We start from the raw sequence: 15,881 nt of genomic DNA, 5'->3' as shown, positions 1-15,881 counted from the left end.
ACCGGTACGGGCCTCCGGGTGCCGATCGCCCCGACGTGGGACCATGGATGGCGATGACCAGTGACCAGCGCAGCGGACCGCGCCCCGGACGCCCACGGCTCATGCCGGGCGGAGAGGGGCAGGAGCCTCGGGACGAGATCCTCGAGGCGGCCGCCGAGCTCTTCGCCGAACGCGGCTTCGCGGGCACCAGCACCCGGGCGATCGCCGAGCGTGTGGGGATCCGCCAGGCGTCGCTCTACTACCACTTCTCGGGCAAGGACGAGATGCTCATCGAGTTGCTGACCAACTCGGTGCGCCCGAGCCTCGACGAGGTCACCTCGATCGAGGAGGCGGCGACCGGCCGACTCGGGCCCGCCGCGGCGTTGTACCTGTTGGCGCTGGTCGATGTCCGCACCCTGATGCTGACCCCGCACAATGTCGGCAGCTTCTATCTGCTGCCCGATGTGCAGTCGCCCACCTTCGCCCGCTTCCACGATCAGCGACGCGAGCTGCAGCATGCCTACGGCCGCCTCGGCGTGCGTGCGGCCACCCCGGAGGTGGCGGCATCCGTCGGCCGGGATCGCCTGGGAGAGCTGCTCATTCAGACCGCCGAGATCGTGATTCAGTTGCGCCGCAATGGCACCGTCGCCCCCGAGCGCGATGCCGACGTCATCGCCGCGTCCTGCTTACGCCTCTGCGGCCTCGACGGACATACCGTCGAGGCCGCAGGGGTCCAGGCGCGTCGTTATCAGGCCGGTGCGGGGGCCTCGTCCTCGGAGTAGGACGAATCCTCCAGGTCGAGCCGCTGACGCTCGGTGCGCTCCTCGTCGTGATGGCTGCCGTTGCGCGGCTTGAGCAGTCCGACGATCACGAAGGTCGAGAAGGCGATCACCGCGGCCACCAGGGTGGCCCAGCCGTCGAATCCCGTGCCGACGATCGAGTTCGGGATGTAGAAGATGTTGTTGTCCACCCCGTAGAGCGTCGGCGTCAGGGCCAGGAACGTCAGGCGCACCACCAAACCGACTCCGGCGGCGGCGATATAGGCGCTCGGGCCGGGCCGACGCCAGTAGACACCGAAGATGAACGGCGCCGCCAGGCAGGCGAGCATGATGTCGAACGCCAGCGTCAACAGGATGCCGGTTTGGTGCACCTGGATCGCCAGGAACGAGCCACAGACGACCACCGGAACCATCGCCAGGCGGGTCCACCGCAGCAGCGGGTCGGCGCCGACCACCTCGCGCGGTCCGGGCACCCGGCGCACCCCGAAGATATTGCGCACCGCGATCGCCGAGGTCGCAAGGATCGCGCCGGAGGCGGTCGAGAAGGACGCGGCGATGATGCCGGACAACACCAGCAGGGCGATCATCGGCGGGGCGTAGTCGTCCAGCAACTGGAAGAGCACCGGACCGTTCTCCGGCGAGAGGCCGAGGACCGACGAGGTGGTCAGCGCGACCAGCGCGAAGCAGGTGCCGATCGAGGCGGTCAACGCGGCGGCGCTGAAGCAGGCCCGGCGGGCGACCTCGGGCGACTTGGCGCCGAAGATGCGCTGCATGAAGTCGATGGCGACCAGGTCACCGATGCCGAGCGAGATCAGTGTGGCCCAGTTGATCGGGGCGCCGCCCTCGGTGGTGGTGAGCTGCTCGAAGTCGAACGGGCCCATACCCTCCGGGATGACGATGCCGTAGGTGCTCGCGACCCACCAGACCAGCGAGATCGTCGCGGCGACGGTGATGACCACCTGAATCATCGAGGTATACGCGTCGGAGTACAGGCCGCCGGCGATCGTATAGGCGACGACCAGCAACACGCTGATGATCACGCCGGCGGCGTAGGGGATATTCGCGAAGCGGTCCATCAGATATCCGCAGGCGACCAGGTTGCCCGCGAGCAGGATGGTGAACGCGAAGATCATGATGAACGACGCGGTCACCTCCGAGGTGCGCCCGTAGCGCATCCGGAAGAAGTCGGCGAGGGTGAACAGCCGCATCCGGTTGAGCGGCTTGGCGAAGAACAGGCCGGACAGGAACAGACACAGCGCGAGGCCCAGTGCCAGTGAGGCACCCGCCCAGAAGCCGAAGTCGGAGGTCAGGTCGGTATTGCCGACGGTCGCGTTCGAGTCGACCGCCGCGCCGATCAGAGACACGAATACCAGTGGGAGACCCAATCGGCGCCCGGCCACCAGATAGTTCTGTGAGTCTCCGTCGATCTTGCGGGCCACGACGATGCCGACGAGCAGCACGACGGCAACCGTGACCGAGACGCCGAAGATGATCATGGGTCCTCCCGAAGGTCGACGCTGTCGACCCCGATGGTTTCTGTCAGTTGATAGAAACAACGATGGGGCGGGATTGTTGTGAACGTTTGCCGAATTGCAACGTCTGCGTTAACGCTCGCCATAATCGGACGAATCGGATGCGCGGCATCGAATTCGTTGTGATGCCCGGCTCGTCACACCTCGACGGCAGGCGCGCCGGCGGGTGCCATCAGTAGACTCCACGTGGACAAAGCGGTCGAGTCGTACGAGGGGTGCAGGTGTCCGAGCAGGTGGCGTCCGCAGGCGAACGGGAGCCGCTCTCCGGCGGGATCTCGCACTGGTACAACGACATCGGAATCCCCGAGCCCACCGATCGCCTCGACGGCGATGACGAATGTGATGTCGCGATCATCGGAGCCGGCTATACCGGTCTGTGGGCGGCCTACTACCTCGCGCGGGCCGATCCGACCCTCGACATCCGGGTGGTCGAGCGGCGTTTCGCCGGCTTCGGCGCCTCCGGGCGCAACGGCGGCTGGCTGTCGGCCGCGATCACCGGCGGTCTCGACACCTACGCCCGCCTCTTTCCGCGCGAGTTGGTCTCCCGGTTCCAGCTGACCATGAACGACGCCGTCGACGAGGTGATCGCGGTCGCCGGGCGGGAGGGGATCGACGCCCACATCCGCAAGGGCGGCACCCTGCTCGTCGCGCGCAACCCCGCCCAGCTCGACCGGGCCGAGGAACTCGCCGCGATGGCGGCGCGGTGGCCCGAGATCGGCGGGAGGCTGCTCACCGCGACGGAGACCGCCGAGCGGATCGACATCGCCGGCACCCTCGCCGGCTTCCACGAACCGCACTGTGCCCGCATCCACCCGGCCCGGCTGGTGCGGGGTCTGGCCGAGACGGTGCGCCGCCTCGGGGTGCGCATCCACGAGGACACCGCGGTCACCGCGATCGAGCCGCGGCTGGCGACCACCGCCCGCGGCCGGCTGCGGGCCAGGCATATCGTGCGGGCGACCGAGGGCTTCACCGCCGACCTGGCCGGGGAGCACCGTACCTGGGTGCCGATGAACTCCTCGATGATCATCACCGAGCCGCTGCCGAAGGACGCGCTCGAACAGATCGGCTGGCAGCACGCCGACACCCTCGAGGACCTCTCCCACGTCTACTCGTACTCCCAGATCACGCAGGACGGGCGCATCGCGATCGGTGGACGCGGCAATCCCTACCGCTACGGCTCGCGTACCGACAACGACGGCAGCGTCGACGCCGGCACGATCGCCGCACTCCGAGCCACCCTGGTGTCCTGGTTCCCGGCGATCGCCGATGTTCCGATCGCACACGGCTGGAGCGGGGTGCTCGGCGTACCGCGTAACTGGCGGGCGACCGTCGGCTACGACCGATCCACCGGAATCGGTTGGGCCGGCGGCTATGTCGGCACCGGGGTGACCGCGACCAACCTGGCCGGCCGCACGCTGACCGACCTGATCCTCGGCGAGCGCAGCGACCTGACCATCCTGCCCTGGGTCGACCAGCGCGCCCGCACCTGGGAGCCGGAACCCTTGCGGTGGATCGGCATTCACGGGCTGTACCGGGCCTACGGGTGGGCCGATCGGTTGGAGTTCAACGGCCGCCGCCGAACCGCGCCGATCGCCCGGGTGGCCAACCTGATCAGCGGCCGCTGACGCGATCGGCGGACGGTCGGCTGCGCGAGATCGCCACGCCGAGCAGGCAGAGCGCGCCGCCGATCAGGGTCAGCCATCCCGGAACCTCGCCCAGCACCACCCACGAGATGGCGACCACCAACGCAGGCACCGCGTAGGTGCTCGCTCCCAGTTTCCCGGCGTCGGTATGTTGCAGCGCGTACGCCCAGGTCATGAAGGCGATCGCGGTGGGAAATATCCCGAGGTAGGCGGCGTTCAACGCGGCCGCCGGCGGCGCCGACCCGAGCTCGGAGATCAGCTGCGGCGCGAAGGGGGCGGTGAGCACCGTGGCGATCAACACCGCAAAGGTGGTGAACTGCAACGGAGTTGCATATCGCAACGCCGGCTTCTGGGCGACGACACCGATGGCGTAGGTGATGGCGGCGACCACGCACAACAGCACGCCGCGGACCGACGCGCCCGAGTCGCCGGCTGTCGACAGGCTGACGACCGCGACCCCCGCGAAGGCGACTGCGATACCGAGGAAGAGGCGCGGGGCGAAACCCTCCCCAAGAATCCACCCGCCGAGCAGGGCGATCAGGATCGGCCCGATATTGACCAATAGCGCCGCCGTGCCGGCATCGACCAGTTGTTCGCCCCAGTTGAGGGCGACCATGTACACCCCGAACCAGAGCACCCCGGCGGTCACGATGCCCGGCCAGGCCCGCCGATCCGGCAGACCGCCGCGGCGGATGGCCCAGATCGCCACCAGGACCACCGCGGCGCACAGCAGCCGGCCGAACGCCAACGGACCGGGCTCGAGGTACTCCCCCGCCGCCCGGATGGACACGAACGCCGACGCCCAGAGCACCACGGTCACCGCCGCGGCGAGCGCGGCACGCCGATCGACCGACAGACCCACACCGTCCTCCTCGATGATGTTCCCATCGCGACCGGACGCCCCGCGAGCTACCTCCGGTCGATCCATTCGATATACCCGCACCCGGTGACCTCGGCACCGCGGTACCGCCCCTCGTAGCGGTAGCTGCCGGCGAATCCGGCGGCCATGCCGTAGGCGAAGTCGTCGTTGCACGTGCCGTCGATCGCGACGATCTCGACGCCGTTCTCGTCGTGGCCCGCCCAGGTGAACCGCCGGGGCAGGACCATCTCGACGCCGTCGGGGGTCCGATGCGGGGCGAGCGTTTCGGTGACCTCGTGGGTGACGGTGCGGCGCAGCAGGACCGTGCCGTCGACACCCAGTTCCCGAATGTAGATCGATCGTTGCATAACCAGATCCAGCGGCCCGCGCAGTTCGACGAACAGGACCTGAACGGTGTCCGAGATGTTCACGATCTGGTAGGTGAACAGCAGGATCGGCAGCGGGACGTTGTCGCGTCCGCGCGCGTACTCCCAGGTGCACAGCCCGGAGCAGGCCAGGCGCTCACCGGCGTCGGTGTCGAAGGTTCCCTCGTAACGGCAGAGCCGACTCCAGTGGTCGTAGAGACCGGGGATATGTGCGAAGTGGGAGATGACGGGCGTGGGCCGCAGAACGAGCGAGGCGGTCAGCCCCGGCACCGCCGCCTCGATCGCGATCTCGTCGCCGTTCTGCCGGATCTCGAGCTTCTTGCCGTAGCTCAGGGTCGCGCCGTCGGCCGAGAACTCGCAGTCGTCCTGCTTGCTGAGCACTCCGAAGTTGTCCCGCGAAGCCGCCGACCCCACCAGCAACCAGACCGAATCGCGCCGCGTGGTCCGCACCAGGCTCGGGACGGAGAAGGCGGGTATCGAGGTCGAGGTGCCCATCACCGAGATGATGTCGAAGAAGCGCACGGGATCCGGGAGGTTCGGAATCATCACGCCGTGGTGGATCACCTGCCAGCCGTCCTGCTGCAGATGTAGGGGCGTCTGCGGGTCGTAGGGGAACGCGTTGATCGCGTCGATACGGTTGACGACGGGCTCACCCCATTCGACCACGCGATCCAGCGTTGACCTGATGCTCTCCGCAACCATCTGCGCGCTCCCTAACCTACTCGCCGGTAAGCTCTTATTACTCATCGGTAGGGTAGTCGTCGATCGGCGCTCGTCAAGAGGCTCGATCGCGGGCGGCGACCCGAGGGCACCGGACAATCCGTCGAATTCGGCTGTGGTTGCACAACTTCCGTGGACGTTCTCCGGATATTCACCGTCGGATGTCGGGGGCCGGTGGCATCATGGCCGCGACGACGCCCGACGACGCCGTCCATTCGATCCGGAAGGCCAGGCCATGTCCACCACGCTCAACCCGTATCTGAACTTTCGCGGGGACGCCCGCAAGGCGATGGAGTTCTACCGCGACGCGCTCGGCGGGGAACTGACCGTCTCCACCTTCGGGGAAATGGGCGCCGGGGACGCCTTCCCCGGCGAGGGCGACAAGGTGATGCACTCGCAGCTGATCACCCCGTCCGGCTTCACGCTGATGGCCGCCGATACCCCCAGTTCGATGGAGCTGACGGTCGGCGACTCGATCTCGGTCTCCCTCTCCGGGGACAACGAGGCCGAACTGCGCGGCTACTGGGACAAGCTGAGCGCCGGCGCCGAGATCGGCCAGCCGTTGGTCGCCGCGCCGTGGGGTGACCAGTTCGGCAGCTTCAAGGATCAGTTCGGCGTCAACTGGCTGGTGAACATCTCCGCTCCCGCCGCGGGCTGACGCCGGGGCGTCGCCGGCCGGTCAGGTCCCGCAGAAAGTGCGGTAGCAGGCGGTGACCTCGACCGGCGCTGCCGTGGCGTAGCGGTCGAGCCCGGGGCGTTCGGTCCAGGGATCGGCCAGCACGTCGAGCAAGGCGGTGAAGGGCTGCGTGTCGCCCGCGGTAGCGGCGGTCAACGCCTCCTCGACCAGGTGGTTGCGTGGGATGTAGATCGGGTTGACCGCCTGCATCGCCGCGGTCCGCGCGCGCAGCCGGTCGGGGGCATCGCCGAGGGCGGCGGTCCAGTCGGCGAGCCAGGCGTCGAGCGCGGCGGTGTCGCCGGGTCCGAGGATGGTCCGCAGGGCGTCGGCCGGATCGTCGACCCGATCGGTTGTCGGTCCCGTGACGGGGGCTTCGGCTCCGGCGGAATCCACCGCGGCCAGCCGGGCGGGGATCGCGGACAGCGCCCGGAAGGCTCCGGTGTGATCGGCGCCGCGGGTCTCGAGCAGCGTCAGGAAGCCTTCGGTCAGGGTCGGGTCCGGATCGTCGAGGCCCAGCTTGTCGGCGAGGTTGCGGTTGCGCAGTTCGGCGTACCGACCGGCGAATCCGTTGAGCACCTCGATCATTTCCTCGATGACCGCGTCGGGCCCCTTCGGCTCTCCGTTCGGGCCGGGCAGCTGTGCGGACAGGCCGACCAGGGTCTCGGCGAAGCGGGAGAGGTTCCACTGCATGATCGCGGGCTGGTTGCCGAAGGCGTAGCGGCCGCCGTGGTCGATCGAGGAGAAGACGGTGCGCGGGTCGTAGGCCTCGAGGAAGGCGCACGGGCCGTAGTCGATCGTCTCCCCGGAGATGGTGGTGTTGTCGGTGTTCATCACCCCGTGGATGAAGCCGACGCCCATCCAGTCGGCGATCAGCCGCGCCTGCGCCTCGACGACGGCGCGCAGCAGCGCCAGGTAGGGGTCGGCCGCGTCGGCGGCTTCGGGGTAGTGCCGGGCGATCGCGTAGTCGGCGAGCCGATCGATCACGCCCTCGCGCCGGACGGCGAACTCGAACGTGCCGACGCGCAGGTGCGAGGACGCGACGCGGGTCAGGACCGCGCCGGGTACCGGCCCGGCGTCGCGGAAGACGGTCTCACCGGTGCGGACCGCGGCGAGCGCACGGGTGGTCGGGATGCCGAGGGCGTGCATCGCCTCGCCCAGCAGGTATTCGCGCAGGACCGGCCCGAGCGCGGCCTTGCCGTCGCCGCCGCGGGAAAAGGGGGTGGCGCCGGAACCCTTGAGGGCGATATCGCGGCGCCGGCCGCCGCGGTCGATCACCTCGCCGAGCAGGGCGGCGCGACCGTCGCCGAGCATCGGGACGAAGCCGCCGAACTGGTGTCCGGCGTAGGCCTGCGCGATCGGGCGCGTCCCGTCGGGAATCACCGAGCCGGAGAACACCGCGAGCGCCTCCGGCGAGCCCAACCACCGCGGATCGATGCCGAGGTCGTCGGCCAGCTCGGTGTTGAGGCGCACCGCCGCCGGCGCGGGGGCCGGCGACGGACGCCACGGCACGTACAGGCCGTCGAGATCGCGGGCGTAGCCGTCGTCGAGGGTCGGCGCGCCCACCGCTGTGGTGGACGGCACCGTCTCGGTCACGGTGTGCTCCACGTTCTCGCCGGCCCGGTCGTCACTGCGCGGTTTCGCGCTTCGGCAGCTTCCACCCCGGCCGCGGGTAGTGGCAGGTGTAGCCGTTGGGGTAGCGCTGCAGGTAGTTCTGGTGCTCCGGCTCGGCCTGCCAGAACGGTCCGGCGGGCTCGACCTCGGTGACCACCGGTCCCGGCCACAGCCCGGAGGCGTTCACGTCCTCGATCGTGTCGAGGGCGACGCGGCGCTGCTCGTCGTCGAGGTAGTAGATCGCCGAACGGTAGGACAGGCCGATGTCGTTGCCCTGCCGATTGCGGGTGCTCGGGTCGTGGATCTGGAAGAAGAACTCCAACAGGTCCCGATAGCTGGTGGTCGCCGGGTCGAAAGTGATCTCGATCGCCTCGGCGTGGGTGCCGTGGTTGCGGTAGGTCGCGTTCGGCACGTCGCCACCGGTGTAGCCGACGCGGGTCGCCAGTACCCCGGGCCGCCTGCGGATCAGCTCCTCCATGCCCCAGAAGCAACCGCCGGCCAGAATCGCGCGCTCGGTCATTCGTGATCCTCCCTGTTCCACCGTCGTGAAACGGTCCGTGGTCCATGATCCCGATCGCGGTCCCGGATGTACACAATCCCTGCTGTGCCCACCGGTCGAAGACGTCCGCGACGGAGACTTCCGGTACACGAACTCCAACGCCCCGGTCGGCGCGAACATTCCGGTGCGATGGGGGTGGTCCTACTCATGCCCGCTGTCCGACCCTGTCGATAGGGTGCGGATATGTCGCCCGACCTCGGCCGCGGGGCCAACACGTCCCTGTCCGGTGCACCGCTCGACATCGCCGTCTCCGGCGCCCGGCAGGGCACGGTCGATCTGATGGTCTTCCAATTGACCGCGGCGGGCACCGTGCGCACGGACGCCGACTTCGTCTTCTTCAATCAGCCCACCTCGCCGGAGGGCGGCGTGCGCCTGACCGCACCCGATCGATTGGCGATCGACCCGTCGCGGGTACCGGCCGCGATCGAGCGCCTCGCCGTGGCGGTGACCCTCGACGACGCCGTCCCCGGATCGTTGGCGGGGATTCCCGGGCTCGCGGTGGTGACCGCCGACGGCGGGACGTCGATCGCCGCGCCGTCGGCGGGCCTGACCTCGGAGCGCTCTGCGGTCCTGATCGAGATCTACCGCCGCCAGGGCGCCTGGAAGATCCGCAACGTCTCGGCCGGATGGGACGGCGGGTTCGCCGATCTGGTCCGCGAACACGGCGTCGTCGTCGACGATTCGCCGGCGCCGGCCACGCCTGCTGCGGCGCCGCCTTCCCCCACATCCGCGTCCCCCACATCCGCGTCCCCCACACCGCAGTCCCCGGCACCCGCCGGCGGGGTCCGTTCGGTCGCCGGGGAGGAGAAGCTCTCCCTGGAGAAGCGGCGCACCCTCAACCTGCGCAAGGAGCAGGTGCACAAGGTCCTGCTGACCAAGCAGGCGCAGCACGAACGCGCCCGGATCGTGCTGGTGATGGACAAGACCGGCTCGATGTCCGCCGAATACCGCACCGGGGTGGTGCATCGGGTGATCGAGAAGATGGTGCCCGTCGCGATCGCCCTCGACGACGACGGCTCGCTCGAGGCCTACTTCTACGCCAAGAAGTTCCTCCGGGTACCGGATGTGAAGGTCGAATACCTCGACCGGTGGTTGGGTGACTTCGTCCACATGCGCGGGACGCACGAGGGGTACGACTACAACGCGATCGGCGCGGTCAACGACGAGATCCCGATCATGGAGCACCTGCTGGACACACTGCGCGGGCAGTCGACACCCACCCTGGTGCTCTTCTTCACCGACGGCGGGTTCAGCAAGCGCACCCAGATCCGCGATCTGCTGAAGCGGGCGGCCGAGTTGCCGGCGTTCTGGCAGTTCGTCGGTATCGGGAACAACAACTTCGGCCTGCTGTCCCAACTCGACGAGATGGAGGGCCGGGTGGTCGACAATGTCGGCTTCTTCTCGGTCGCCGATATCGACCGGATCGACGACGCCGAACTCTACCGCCGGCTGCTCGGCGAGTTCCCGGACTGGCTGCGGGCCGCGCGCGTGGCCCGCATCCTGTCGTGACGTGACGCCCCGAGCGCCGCTCCCCGGGCCCGGAACGATCCGCCCGGTCGGCTTCGGGTCACGTACGGTTCGCCGTCTACGTCCGATAGCCTGCTGTTCGATCCCACGGCGATGGGGTGACCGCGGTGGGGGGGTGAATAACGGTGGCTGACGGACTGCGCCCCGGCGACGTCTTCGCCGGCTACACGATCGAGACCTTGATCGGTCAAGGCGGCATGGGTCGGATCTACCGGGCCCGCCATCCGCGGCTGCCTCGCGCCGTCGCGCTCAAGATGCTCACCCCGACGCATACCGCCGACCCGACATTTGTCACCCGGTTCGAACGCGAGGCCGATCACGCCGCCCGGGTGGAGCACCCGAACGTGGTCACCGTGTACGACCGCGGCTTCGACGACGGCCATCCGTGGATCTCGATGCAGTTCATCTCGGGAAGCGACGCCGCGGCCACCGTGATCGCCGAGGGCCCGCTCGCGGTGGACCGGGCGGTGTACATCGTCTCCGAGATCGCCCGCGGGCTCGATCACGCGCACTCGCTCGGGGTGCTGCACCGCGACGTCAAACCGGCGAACATCATGCTCTCGCCGACGCCGCAGGGACCCGAACGCGTCCTGCTGACCGACTTCGGGATCGCCAAGGCCGTCGCCGAAGAGACCGGGCTGACCGAGACCGGCACGATCATCTCCTCGCTGCCGTTCGCCGCTCCCGAGGTGCTGTACGGGCGCACCCTCGACGGCCGCACCGACCAGTACGCCCTCGCCGCCACCCTGTTCGCGCTGCTCTCCGGGGCGCCGCCGTTCCCGGGGCCGAACCAGGCGGAGATCGTCGCCGGGCATCTGTCGGGTCGGGTGCCCGCACTCGCTCAGCGGCGTCGGGACGTGTCGCCCGCACTGGACGCGGTGATCGAGCGCGGGATGGCCAAGGAGTCGACCGACCGGTTCCCGTCCTGCGCCGATTTTGCCGCCGCCGCCCGGGCCGCCCTGCGCCCGGTCGGGCCCGCGCTGCGACCGACCGAGATCGCACCTCCGTATCCGCCGCCCGGCTTTCCGCCGCAGGGACCGGGCGCGCCATCCGGGCCGCGTTCGCAATCTCCGGGCTCCCAACCTCCCGGCCCCGCGTCTGTCGGCCGGCATCCTTCCGGGGCGCGCTCGCACCCGTCGGGTCCCCGGTCCCAGCCGCAGGCCCCGGCCGGTTTCGCCGCCCCCTTCGTCCCGGGTCCGACCGCCGCCCCCTTCGGCCCCGGCGCGGGCGCGCCGCCCGCCGCGAACCCGCCCCACCGCTCCGGACAGCCGTCCACCGGCTACCGATCGTCCGGCCCCCCGCCCGACGGCTACCGCTCGGGCCCACCCTCCGACGGCCGCGCTTCGGGCCCACCCTCCGACGGCCGCGCTTCGGGCCCGCCTTCCGACGGGTACCGGTCCGGGCCGCCGTCCGACGGCCGCTCCTCGGGCCCGCCTTCCGACGGGTACCGTTCCGGCCCGCACTCGGACGCTCAGCGCGGCGCCACCCCGCCGCCGGGAGCCGTTCCGTATCCGTCCGGCGCGATCCCCTACCCGTCCGGCCCTCCCTCGGCGGGCGGCCCACCGACCTCGGGCCACCCGGCCGGCAGCCCGGCACATCCATCGAACCCGCCCTACCGGGAGAGCGAGCGTGCGGGCTCACCGCCCGCGCGGTCGCGCCCCGAGCCGGAGCCGACGGTGGAGTGGACCGGATCGCGCTCGCAGCTGATCGGTTCGACGAGCACCTCGGCCGCTGCCCCGGCCCCACCGACCGAGTCGAACCGGGGCCTGGTGATCGGCGCCGCGATCGCCGGGGTCGTGCTGCTGATCGCCGCGGGCATCACCGCATTCCTGGTGCTCGGCGGCGGCTCGGACAGCCAGGCCGCCGGCGGCGCCACGACAACAACCGTCGCCTCCGCCGCGCCCGCGACCACCGCCGCCTCCACGATCGCCTCGACCACCACGGCGGCGACCGGCAGCGGCTCCTCCGCGGAGGAAGCCATCTGGGCGGCCGCGGCCCAGACCCGCTCGGAGTTCTCCGAGATCCTGCCGGCGGCGCCGCTGGCGGTCGGGTATCTGAATATGGCCTGCCTGGCGACCGATACCGCGGACGGGCCGGTCTACGCGCAGTTCCAGTCGAAGTTCGACTGCGCCGCGCGCGGTGGCGCCGACTTCGAACTGTTCACCTACGCCGATCCATCGGGCGTCCAGCAGTACGTCAACAACCTGCCGACCGCCCTGCCCACCCCGTATACCCACGTCAGCGACCGTGGGACGCGGATGAATATGTACCGATTCGAGTCCCCGGAAGGCAATTGGGTCCTCGTGCTGTTCGAGGATGATCCCTACCGGGACAACCTGATTCAGTTCGAGATGCCCAACGCCACCTTCGCGCAGATGATCGAGTGGCTCGTCGCCGCTCCGCTCTGAACCGATCCGGCCTTCGCCGCCGACGTCGCACGACCGCCGGGCCCGTGGTCCGCGGCCGGCCACGTCCCCGATGACCGGATCACTCCGGATGGCCCACCGGCTTCTGTGACTATGCTGGAATACATAGAAGCCGATCGGAGGCTTCACCCATCACCAGCCGTGAAAGGCCCGCGATGCCGGATACGACCGTGACCCCCTCCACCCCCGTGACCCCTTCCACCCCACTGACGCTGCCGGCCGGCCTCACCCTGCCGAATCGGATCATGAAGGCGGCCCTGAGCGAGGGGCTCGGCGACGACCTCGCCCGCCCCGACGAGCGTCTCGACCGGCTCTACTCCCGGTGGGCCGAGGGCGGCTACGGGCTGGTGATCACCGGAAACGTCATGGTCGACGGTCGCTACCTCGGTGAGCCGGGCAATGTCGTGCTCGAGTCCGACGCGCACGCCGAGGCGTTCACCCGGTGGGCCGACAACGCCCGCGCCGGCGGCACCCCGGTCTGGATGCAGATCAATCATCCCGGCCGGCAGGCGAATCCGATCACGACGATCGGGCGCACGGTGGCCCCCTCCGCCGTCGGCCTCGCGATCCCCGGCATCCCGGCACCTCGCGAACTCACCGACACGGAGATTCGCGAGATCATCGAGCGCTTCGCGACCACCGCGAGCCTGGCCCAACGTTTCGGATTCGACGGTGTCGAGATCCACGGTGCCCACGGCTACCTGATCTCCCAATTCCTCTCGCCGCTGGCCAACCGGCGCACCGACGCGTGGGGTGGGTCGATCGAGGCGCGCGCGGCGTTCCTGCTCGAGATCGTGCGGGCCGTCCGCGCCGCTGTCGCTCCGGGCTTCGCGGTCGGCGTGAAGTTGAACTCCGCCGATTTCCAACGCGGCGGCTTCACCGAGGACGAGTCGCGCACGGTGATCTCGCTCTTGGCCGACGAGGGCATCGATCTGCTCGAGATCAGCGGCGGCAGCTACGAATCGCCGGCGATGATGGGACAGGCGGAGAAGTCGGCCCGCACCCGTGCCCGCGAGGCGTATTTCCTCGACTATGCCGCCACCGTGCGGGATCTGGCGCCCGGTATCCCGCTGGCGGTGACCGGTGGGTTCCGCACCCGCGCCGGTATCGAGGAGGCCCTGGCCTCCGGCGCCTGCGATGTGGTCGGCATCGGTCGGCCCGCCGCGGTGGTACCGGACGCGGCACGCGCCCTGCTCACCGGCGAGCTCGACACCCTGCCGACCCATGCGGTGCGGCTGCCGTTGCCGGCCGGGGTGGGCGGCAGTACCCGGCGCAGCGCCGAGGGCGCCCTCGATCTGCAATGGCATACCGACCAACTGCACCGGCTCGGCGCGGGCCTGCCCTCCGACGCCGATCGCTCCCTCTGGCGGACCGCCGTGACGACCGTGCAGCGCAACGGATTCGACGCGCTGCGCGGGTCCCGCCGCACCGCGCAGGATCCGACGACGCGGGCCCGCCGCAAGTTTCACCTCGACCGGGCCGCCGGTCGGTACGTGATGAATCCGACGGTCGCCGCGCTCTCCCGACTGGGCCTGACCTCCTCCCTCGCCGCGGAACTGGAGACCATCGGCCGCCGGAGCGGGCAGACCCGGGTGGTTCCGGTGACCGCCAACTTCGATACCACCGGCGCCTGGGTGATCAGCCAGCACGGGATGCGGTCGGGGTGGGCGCAGAACGTCGCCGCCCAGCCGAAGGTACGGATCAAGCGGGACGGCCGATGGGTCGAGGCGACCGCGCAGCTACTGCCCGACGACGACGTGGTGGCCCGCGCCCGCGGCTTCGCCCCGACGCCGGCGCTCGCGCCGGTCTTCGGCGCGGCCTTCCGGGCGATGGAGAGCGATCCGATCTCGGTGCGTCTGACGTTCACCGAGCCGGCCGAAGACAGGGCGGTCGAGAACACCGCCGTCAACAACACCGCGCACGCCGGGTCCTGAGAAACGACTCCGGGGCGCCGTACGGACCGTCGGTCCGCACGGCGCCCCGGCCGTCTTTCGTCGAACGGTCCTACAGACCGCGCAGCGCATTCTCCAGGTCGCCGACCAGGTCGGAGGCGTCCTCGATGCCCACCGACAGGCGCACCAGATCGTCCGGAACCTCCAGCAGCGATCCCGCGGTCGAGGCGTGGGTCATCGCGGCCGGATGCTCGATCAGCGACTCGACGCCGCCGAGCGACTCGGCGAGGATGAAGATCTCGGTCCGCGAGCACAGCGCCTCGGCGGCCTCGCGGCCACCGGCCAGACGCACCGAGACCATGCCGCCGAAGCGCTTCATCTGCTTCTGCGCCACCAGATGGCCCGGATGGTCGGCCAGGCCCGGGTAGAGCACCCGGGAGATCGCCGCGTGCCCGGTCAGGAAATCGACAACCCGCTCGGCGTTGTCGCTGTGCCGGTCCATCCGCAGGGCGAGGGTCTTGATGCCGCGCAGCGTCAGGAAGGCGTCGAAGGGGCCCGGCACGCCGCCGGCGCCGTTCTGCAGGAACGCGAACTTGGTGTCGAGTTCCTCGTCGTTGGTCACCAGGGCGCCGCCGACGACGTCGGAGTGGCCGCCGATGTACTTGGTGGTCGAATGCAGCACCACATCGGCGCCGAGGGAGATCGGCTGCTGCAGGTAGGGCGAGGCGAAGGTGTTGTCCACCACCAGCTTCGCGCCGGCCTGATGGGAGATATCGGCCAACGCCTCGATATCACCGATGTTCAGCAGCGGGTTGGTCGGGGTCTCGAGCCACACCAGCTTGGTCTCCGGGCGGATCGCGGCGCGCACGGCGTCCGGATCGGATACCGGCGCCACCGAATGGGTGATTCCCCATTCGGTGAAGACCTTGTCGATCAGCCGGAAGGTGCCGCCGTAGGCGTCGTTCGGGATCACCAGGTGATCGCCGGGGCGCAGCACCGATCGCAGCAGGCAGTCGGTCGCGGCCATACCCGAGGAGAACGCGCGACCGTAGGCCGCGGACTCGAGGGCCGCCAGGTTGTCCTCCAACGGGCGACGGGTCGGGTTACCGGTGCGGGCGTACTCGAATCCGTCGCGAAGCCCCCCGACTCCGTCCTGTTTGAAGGTCGAACTGGCGAAGATCGGCACGTTGACCGCACCGGTGACGGGGTCCGGCTCGTAGCCGGCGTGTACGGCGCGCGTGGAGAACCCCTGCCACGATGTCGCGTCCGTTCGACTGCGTCGTTCGCTCATC

12 protein-coding genes are annotated in these 15,881 nt (G+C 69.8%); 6 read left to right on the top strand and 6 right to left on the bottom strand.

Features of this window, described 5'->3' with window-relative positions:
* Positions 1-53: 53 nt before the first annotated feature.
* Positions 54-761: a TetR/AcrR family transcriptional regulator gene (locus tag MB1_RS06925; RefSeq protein WP_066905588.1), complete on the top strand. Its 708-nt coding sequence runs from the start codon at positions 54-56 to the stop codon at positions 759-761.
* Here MB1_RS06925 and MB1_RS06920 read toward each other — a convergent pair.
* Positions 728-2,254 (bottom strand): high affinity choline transporter 1, encoded by a 1,527-nt coding sequence (locus tag MB1_RS06920; RefSeq protein WP_066905163.1) that lies wholly within the window; start codon positions 2,252-2,254, stop codon positions 728-730. The two genes, MB1_RS06925 and MB1_RS06920, sit on opposite strands and share 34 nt — an antisense overlap.
* Before the next feature lie 257 nt (positions 2,255-2,511).
* Here MB1_RS06920 and MB1_RS06915 point away from each other — a divergent pair, with 257 nt between their 5' ends.
* The gene (locus MB1_RS06915) at positions 2,512-3,915 is read left to right on the top strand and encodes an NAD(P)/FAD-dependent oxidoreductase (RefSeq protein ID WP_245650074.1); all 1,404 of its coding nucleotides are present in this window, start codon (positions 2,512-2,514) and stop codon (positions 3,913-3,915) included.
* Here the strand turns inward: MB1_RS06915 and MB1_RS06910 are convergent.
* Positions 3,902-4,795, bottom strand: a complete 894-nt coding sequence (locus tag MB1_RS06910) for a DMT family transporter (protein ID WP_245650073.1) — start codon at positions 4,793-4,795, stop codon at positions 3,902-3,904. The two genes, MB1_RS06915 and MB1_RS06910, sit on opposite strands and share 14 nt — an antisense overlap.
* 47 nt (positions 4,796-4,842) lie before the next feature.
* Complete coding sequence (locus tag MB1_RS06905) at positions 4,843-5,880, bottom strand: DUF6670 family protein (RefSeq protein ID WP_066905160.1); 1,038 nt, start codon at positions 5,878-5,880, stop codon at positions 4,843-4,845.
* 253 nt (positions 5,881-6,133) lie between these two features.
* Here MB1_RS06905 and MB1_RS06900 point away from each other — a divergent pair, with 253 nt between their 5' ends.
* Positions 6,134-6,556 carry a VOC family protein gene (locus tag MB1_RS06900; protein ID WP_066905158.1) on the top strand — a complete coding sequence of 141 codons (423 nt, stop codon included), beginning with the start codon at positions 6,134-6,136 and terminating at the stop codon, positions 6,554-6,556.
* A 21-nt stretch (positions 6,557-6,577) separates the two neighbouring features.
* Here MB1_RS06900 and MB1_RS06895 read toward each other — a convergent pair whose 3' ends face one another.
* A complete protein-coding gene (locus MB1_RS06895) occupies positions 6,578-8,167 on the bottom strand; it encodes a protein adenylyltransferase SelO (RefSeq protein WP_439646927.1) in 1,590 nt (529 codons plus the stop codon).
* 31 nt (positions 8,168-8,198) lie between these two features.
* Entirely contained in the window at positions 8,199-8,705 is a 507-nt protein-coding gene (gene msrA / locus MB1_RS06890) for a peptide-methionine (S)-S-oxide reductase MsrA (RefSeq protein WP_066905156.1), read from the bottom strand.
* Between the two features lie 222 nt (positions 8,706-8,927).
* Between msrA and MB1_RS06885 the strand changes: the two genes are divergently transcribed.
* The 3 genes from MB1_RS06885 to MB1_RS06875 all read left to right on the top strand — a co-directional run bounded on the left by MB1_RS06885 (position 8,928) and on the right by MB1_RS06875 (position 14,631).
* The gene (locus tag MB1_RS06885) at positions 8,928-10,253 is read left to right on the top strand and encodes a vWA domain-containing protein (RefSeq protein ID WP_066905153.1); all 1,326 of its coding nucleotides are present in this window, start codon (positions 8,928-8,930) and stop codon (positions 10,251-10,253) included.
* A 143-nt stretch (positions 10,254-10,396) separates the two neighbouring features.
* Positions 10,397-12,679, top strand: coding sequence for a serine/threonine-protein kinase (locus MB1_RS06880; RefSeq protein ID WP_066905151.1), 2,283 nt, complete (start codon positions 10,397-10,399; stop codon positions 12,677-12,679).
* 188 nt (positions 12,680-12,867) lie between these two features.
* Positions 12,868-14,631, top strand: coding sequence for a nitroreductase family deazaflavin-dependent oxidoreductase (locus MB1_RS06875; RefSeq protein WP_281189876.1), 1,764 nt, complete (start codon positions 12,868-12,870; stop codon positions 14,629-14,631).
* Positions 14,632-14,701: 70 nt separating this feature from the next.
* Here MB1_RS06875 and MB1_RS06870 read toward each other — a convergent pair whose 3' ends face one another.
* Positions 14,702-15,880 carry a cystathionine gamma-synthase gene (locus MB1_RS06870; RefSeq protein ID WP_066905150.1) on the bottom strand — a complete coding sequence of 393 codons (1,179 nt, stop codon included), beginning with the start codon at positions 15,878-15,880 and terminating at the stop codon, positions 14,702-14,704.
* Position 15,881 lies beyond the last annotated feature (1 nt).

This window comes from Millisia brevis NBRC 105863, from assembly GCF_001552615.1.
Taxonomy (GTDB): domain Bacteria; phylum Actinomycetota; class Actinomycetes; order Mycobacteriales; family Mycobacteriaceae; genus Millisia; species Millisia brevis.
Note: the sequence above shows the minus strand (reverse complement) of the source record. Positions and strands in the feature narration are given on the sequence as shown.

Excerpts from the sequence above, each read along its gene's own strand:
- MB1_RS06900 (WP_066905158.1), top strand. The coding sequence starts at position 6,134 with ATGTCCACCACGCTCAACCCGTATCTGAACTTTCGCGGGGACGCCCGC.
- MB1_RS06870 (WP_066905150.1), bottom strand. The coding sequence starts at position 15,880 with ATGAGCGAACGACGCAGTCGAACGGACGCGACATCGTGGCAGGGGTTC.
- MB1_RS06925 (WP_066905588.1), top strand. The coding sequence starts at position 54 with ATGACCAGTGACCAGCGCAGCGGACCGCGCCCCGGACGCCCACGGCTC.
- MB1_RS06885 (WP_066905153.1), top strand. The coding sequence starts at position 8,928 with ATGTCGCCCGACCTCGGCCGCGGGGCCAACACGTCCCTGTCCGGTGCA.
- MB1_RS06905 (WP_066905160.1), bottom strand. The coding sequence starts at position 5,880 with ATGGTTGCGGAGAGCATCAGGTCAACGCTGGATCGCGTGGTCGAATGG.
- MB1_RS06920 (WP_066905163.1), bottom strand. The coding sequence starts at position 2,254 with ATGATCATCTTCGGCGTCTCGGTCACGGTTGCCGTCGTGCTGCTCGTC.
- msrA (WP_066905156.1), bottom strand. The coding sequence starts at position 8,705 with ATGACCGAGCGCGCGATTCTGGCCGGCGGTTGCTTCTGGGGCATGGAG.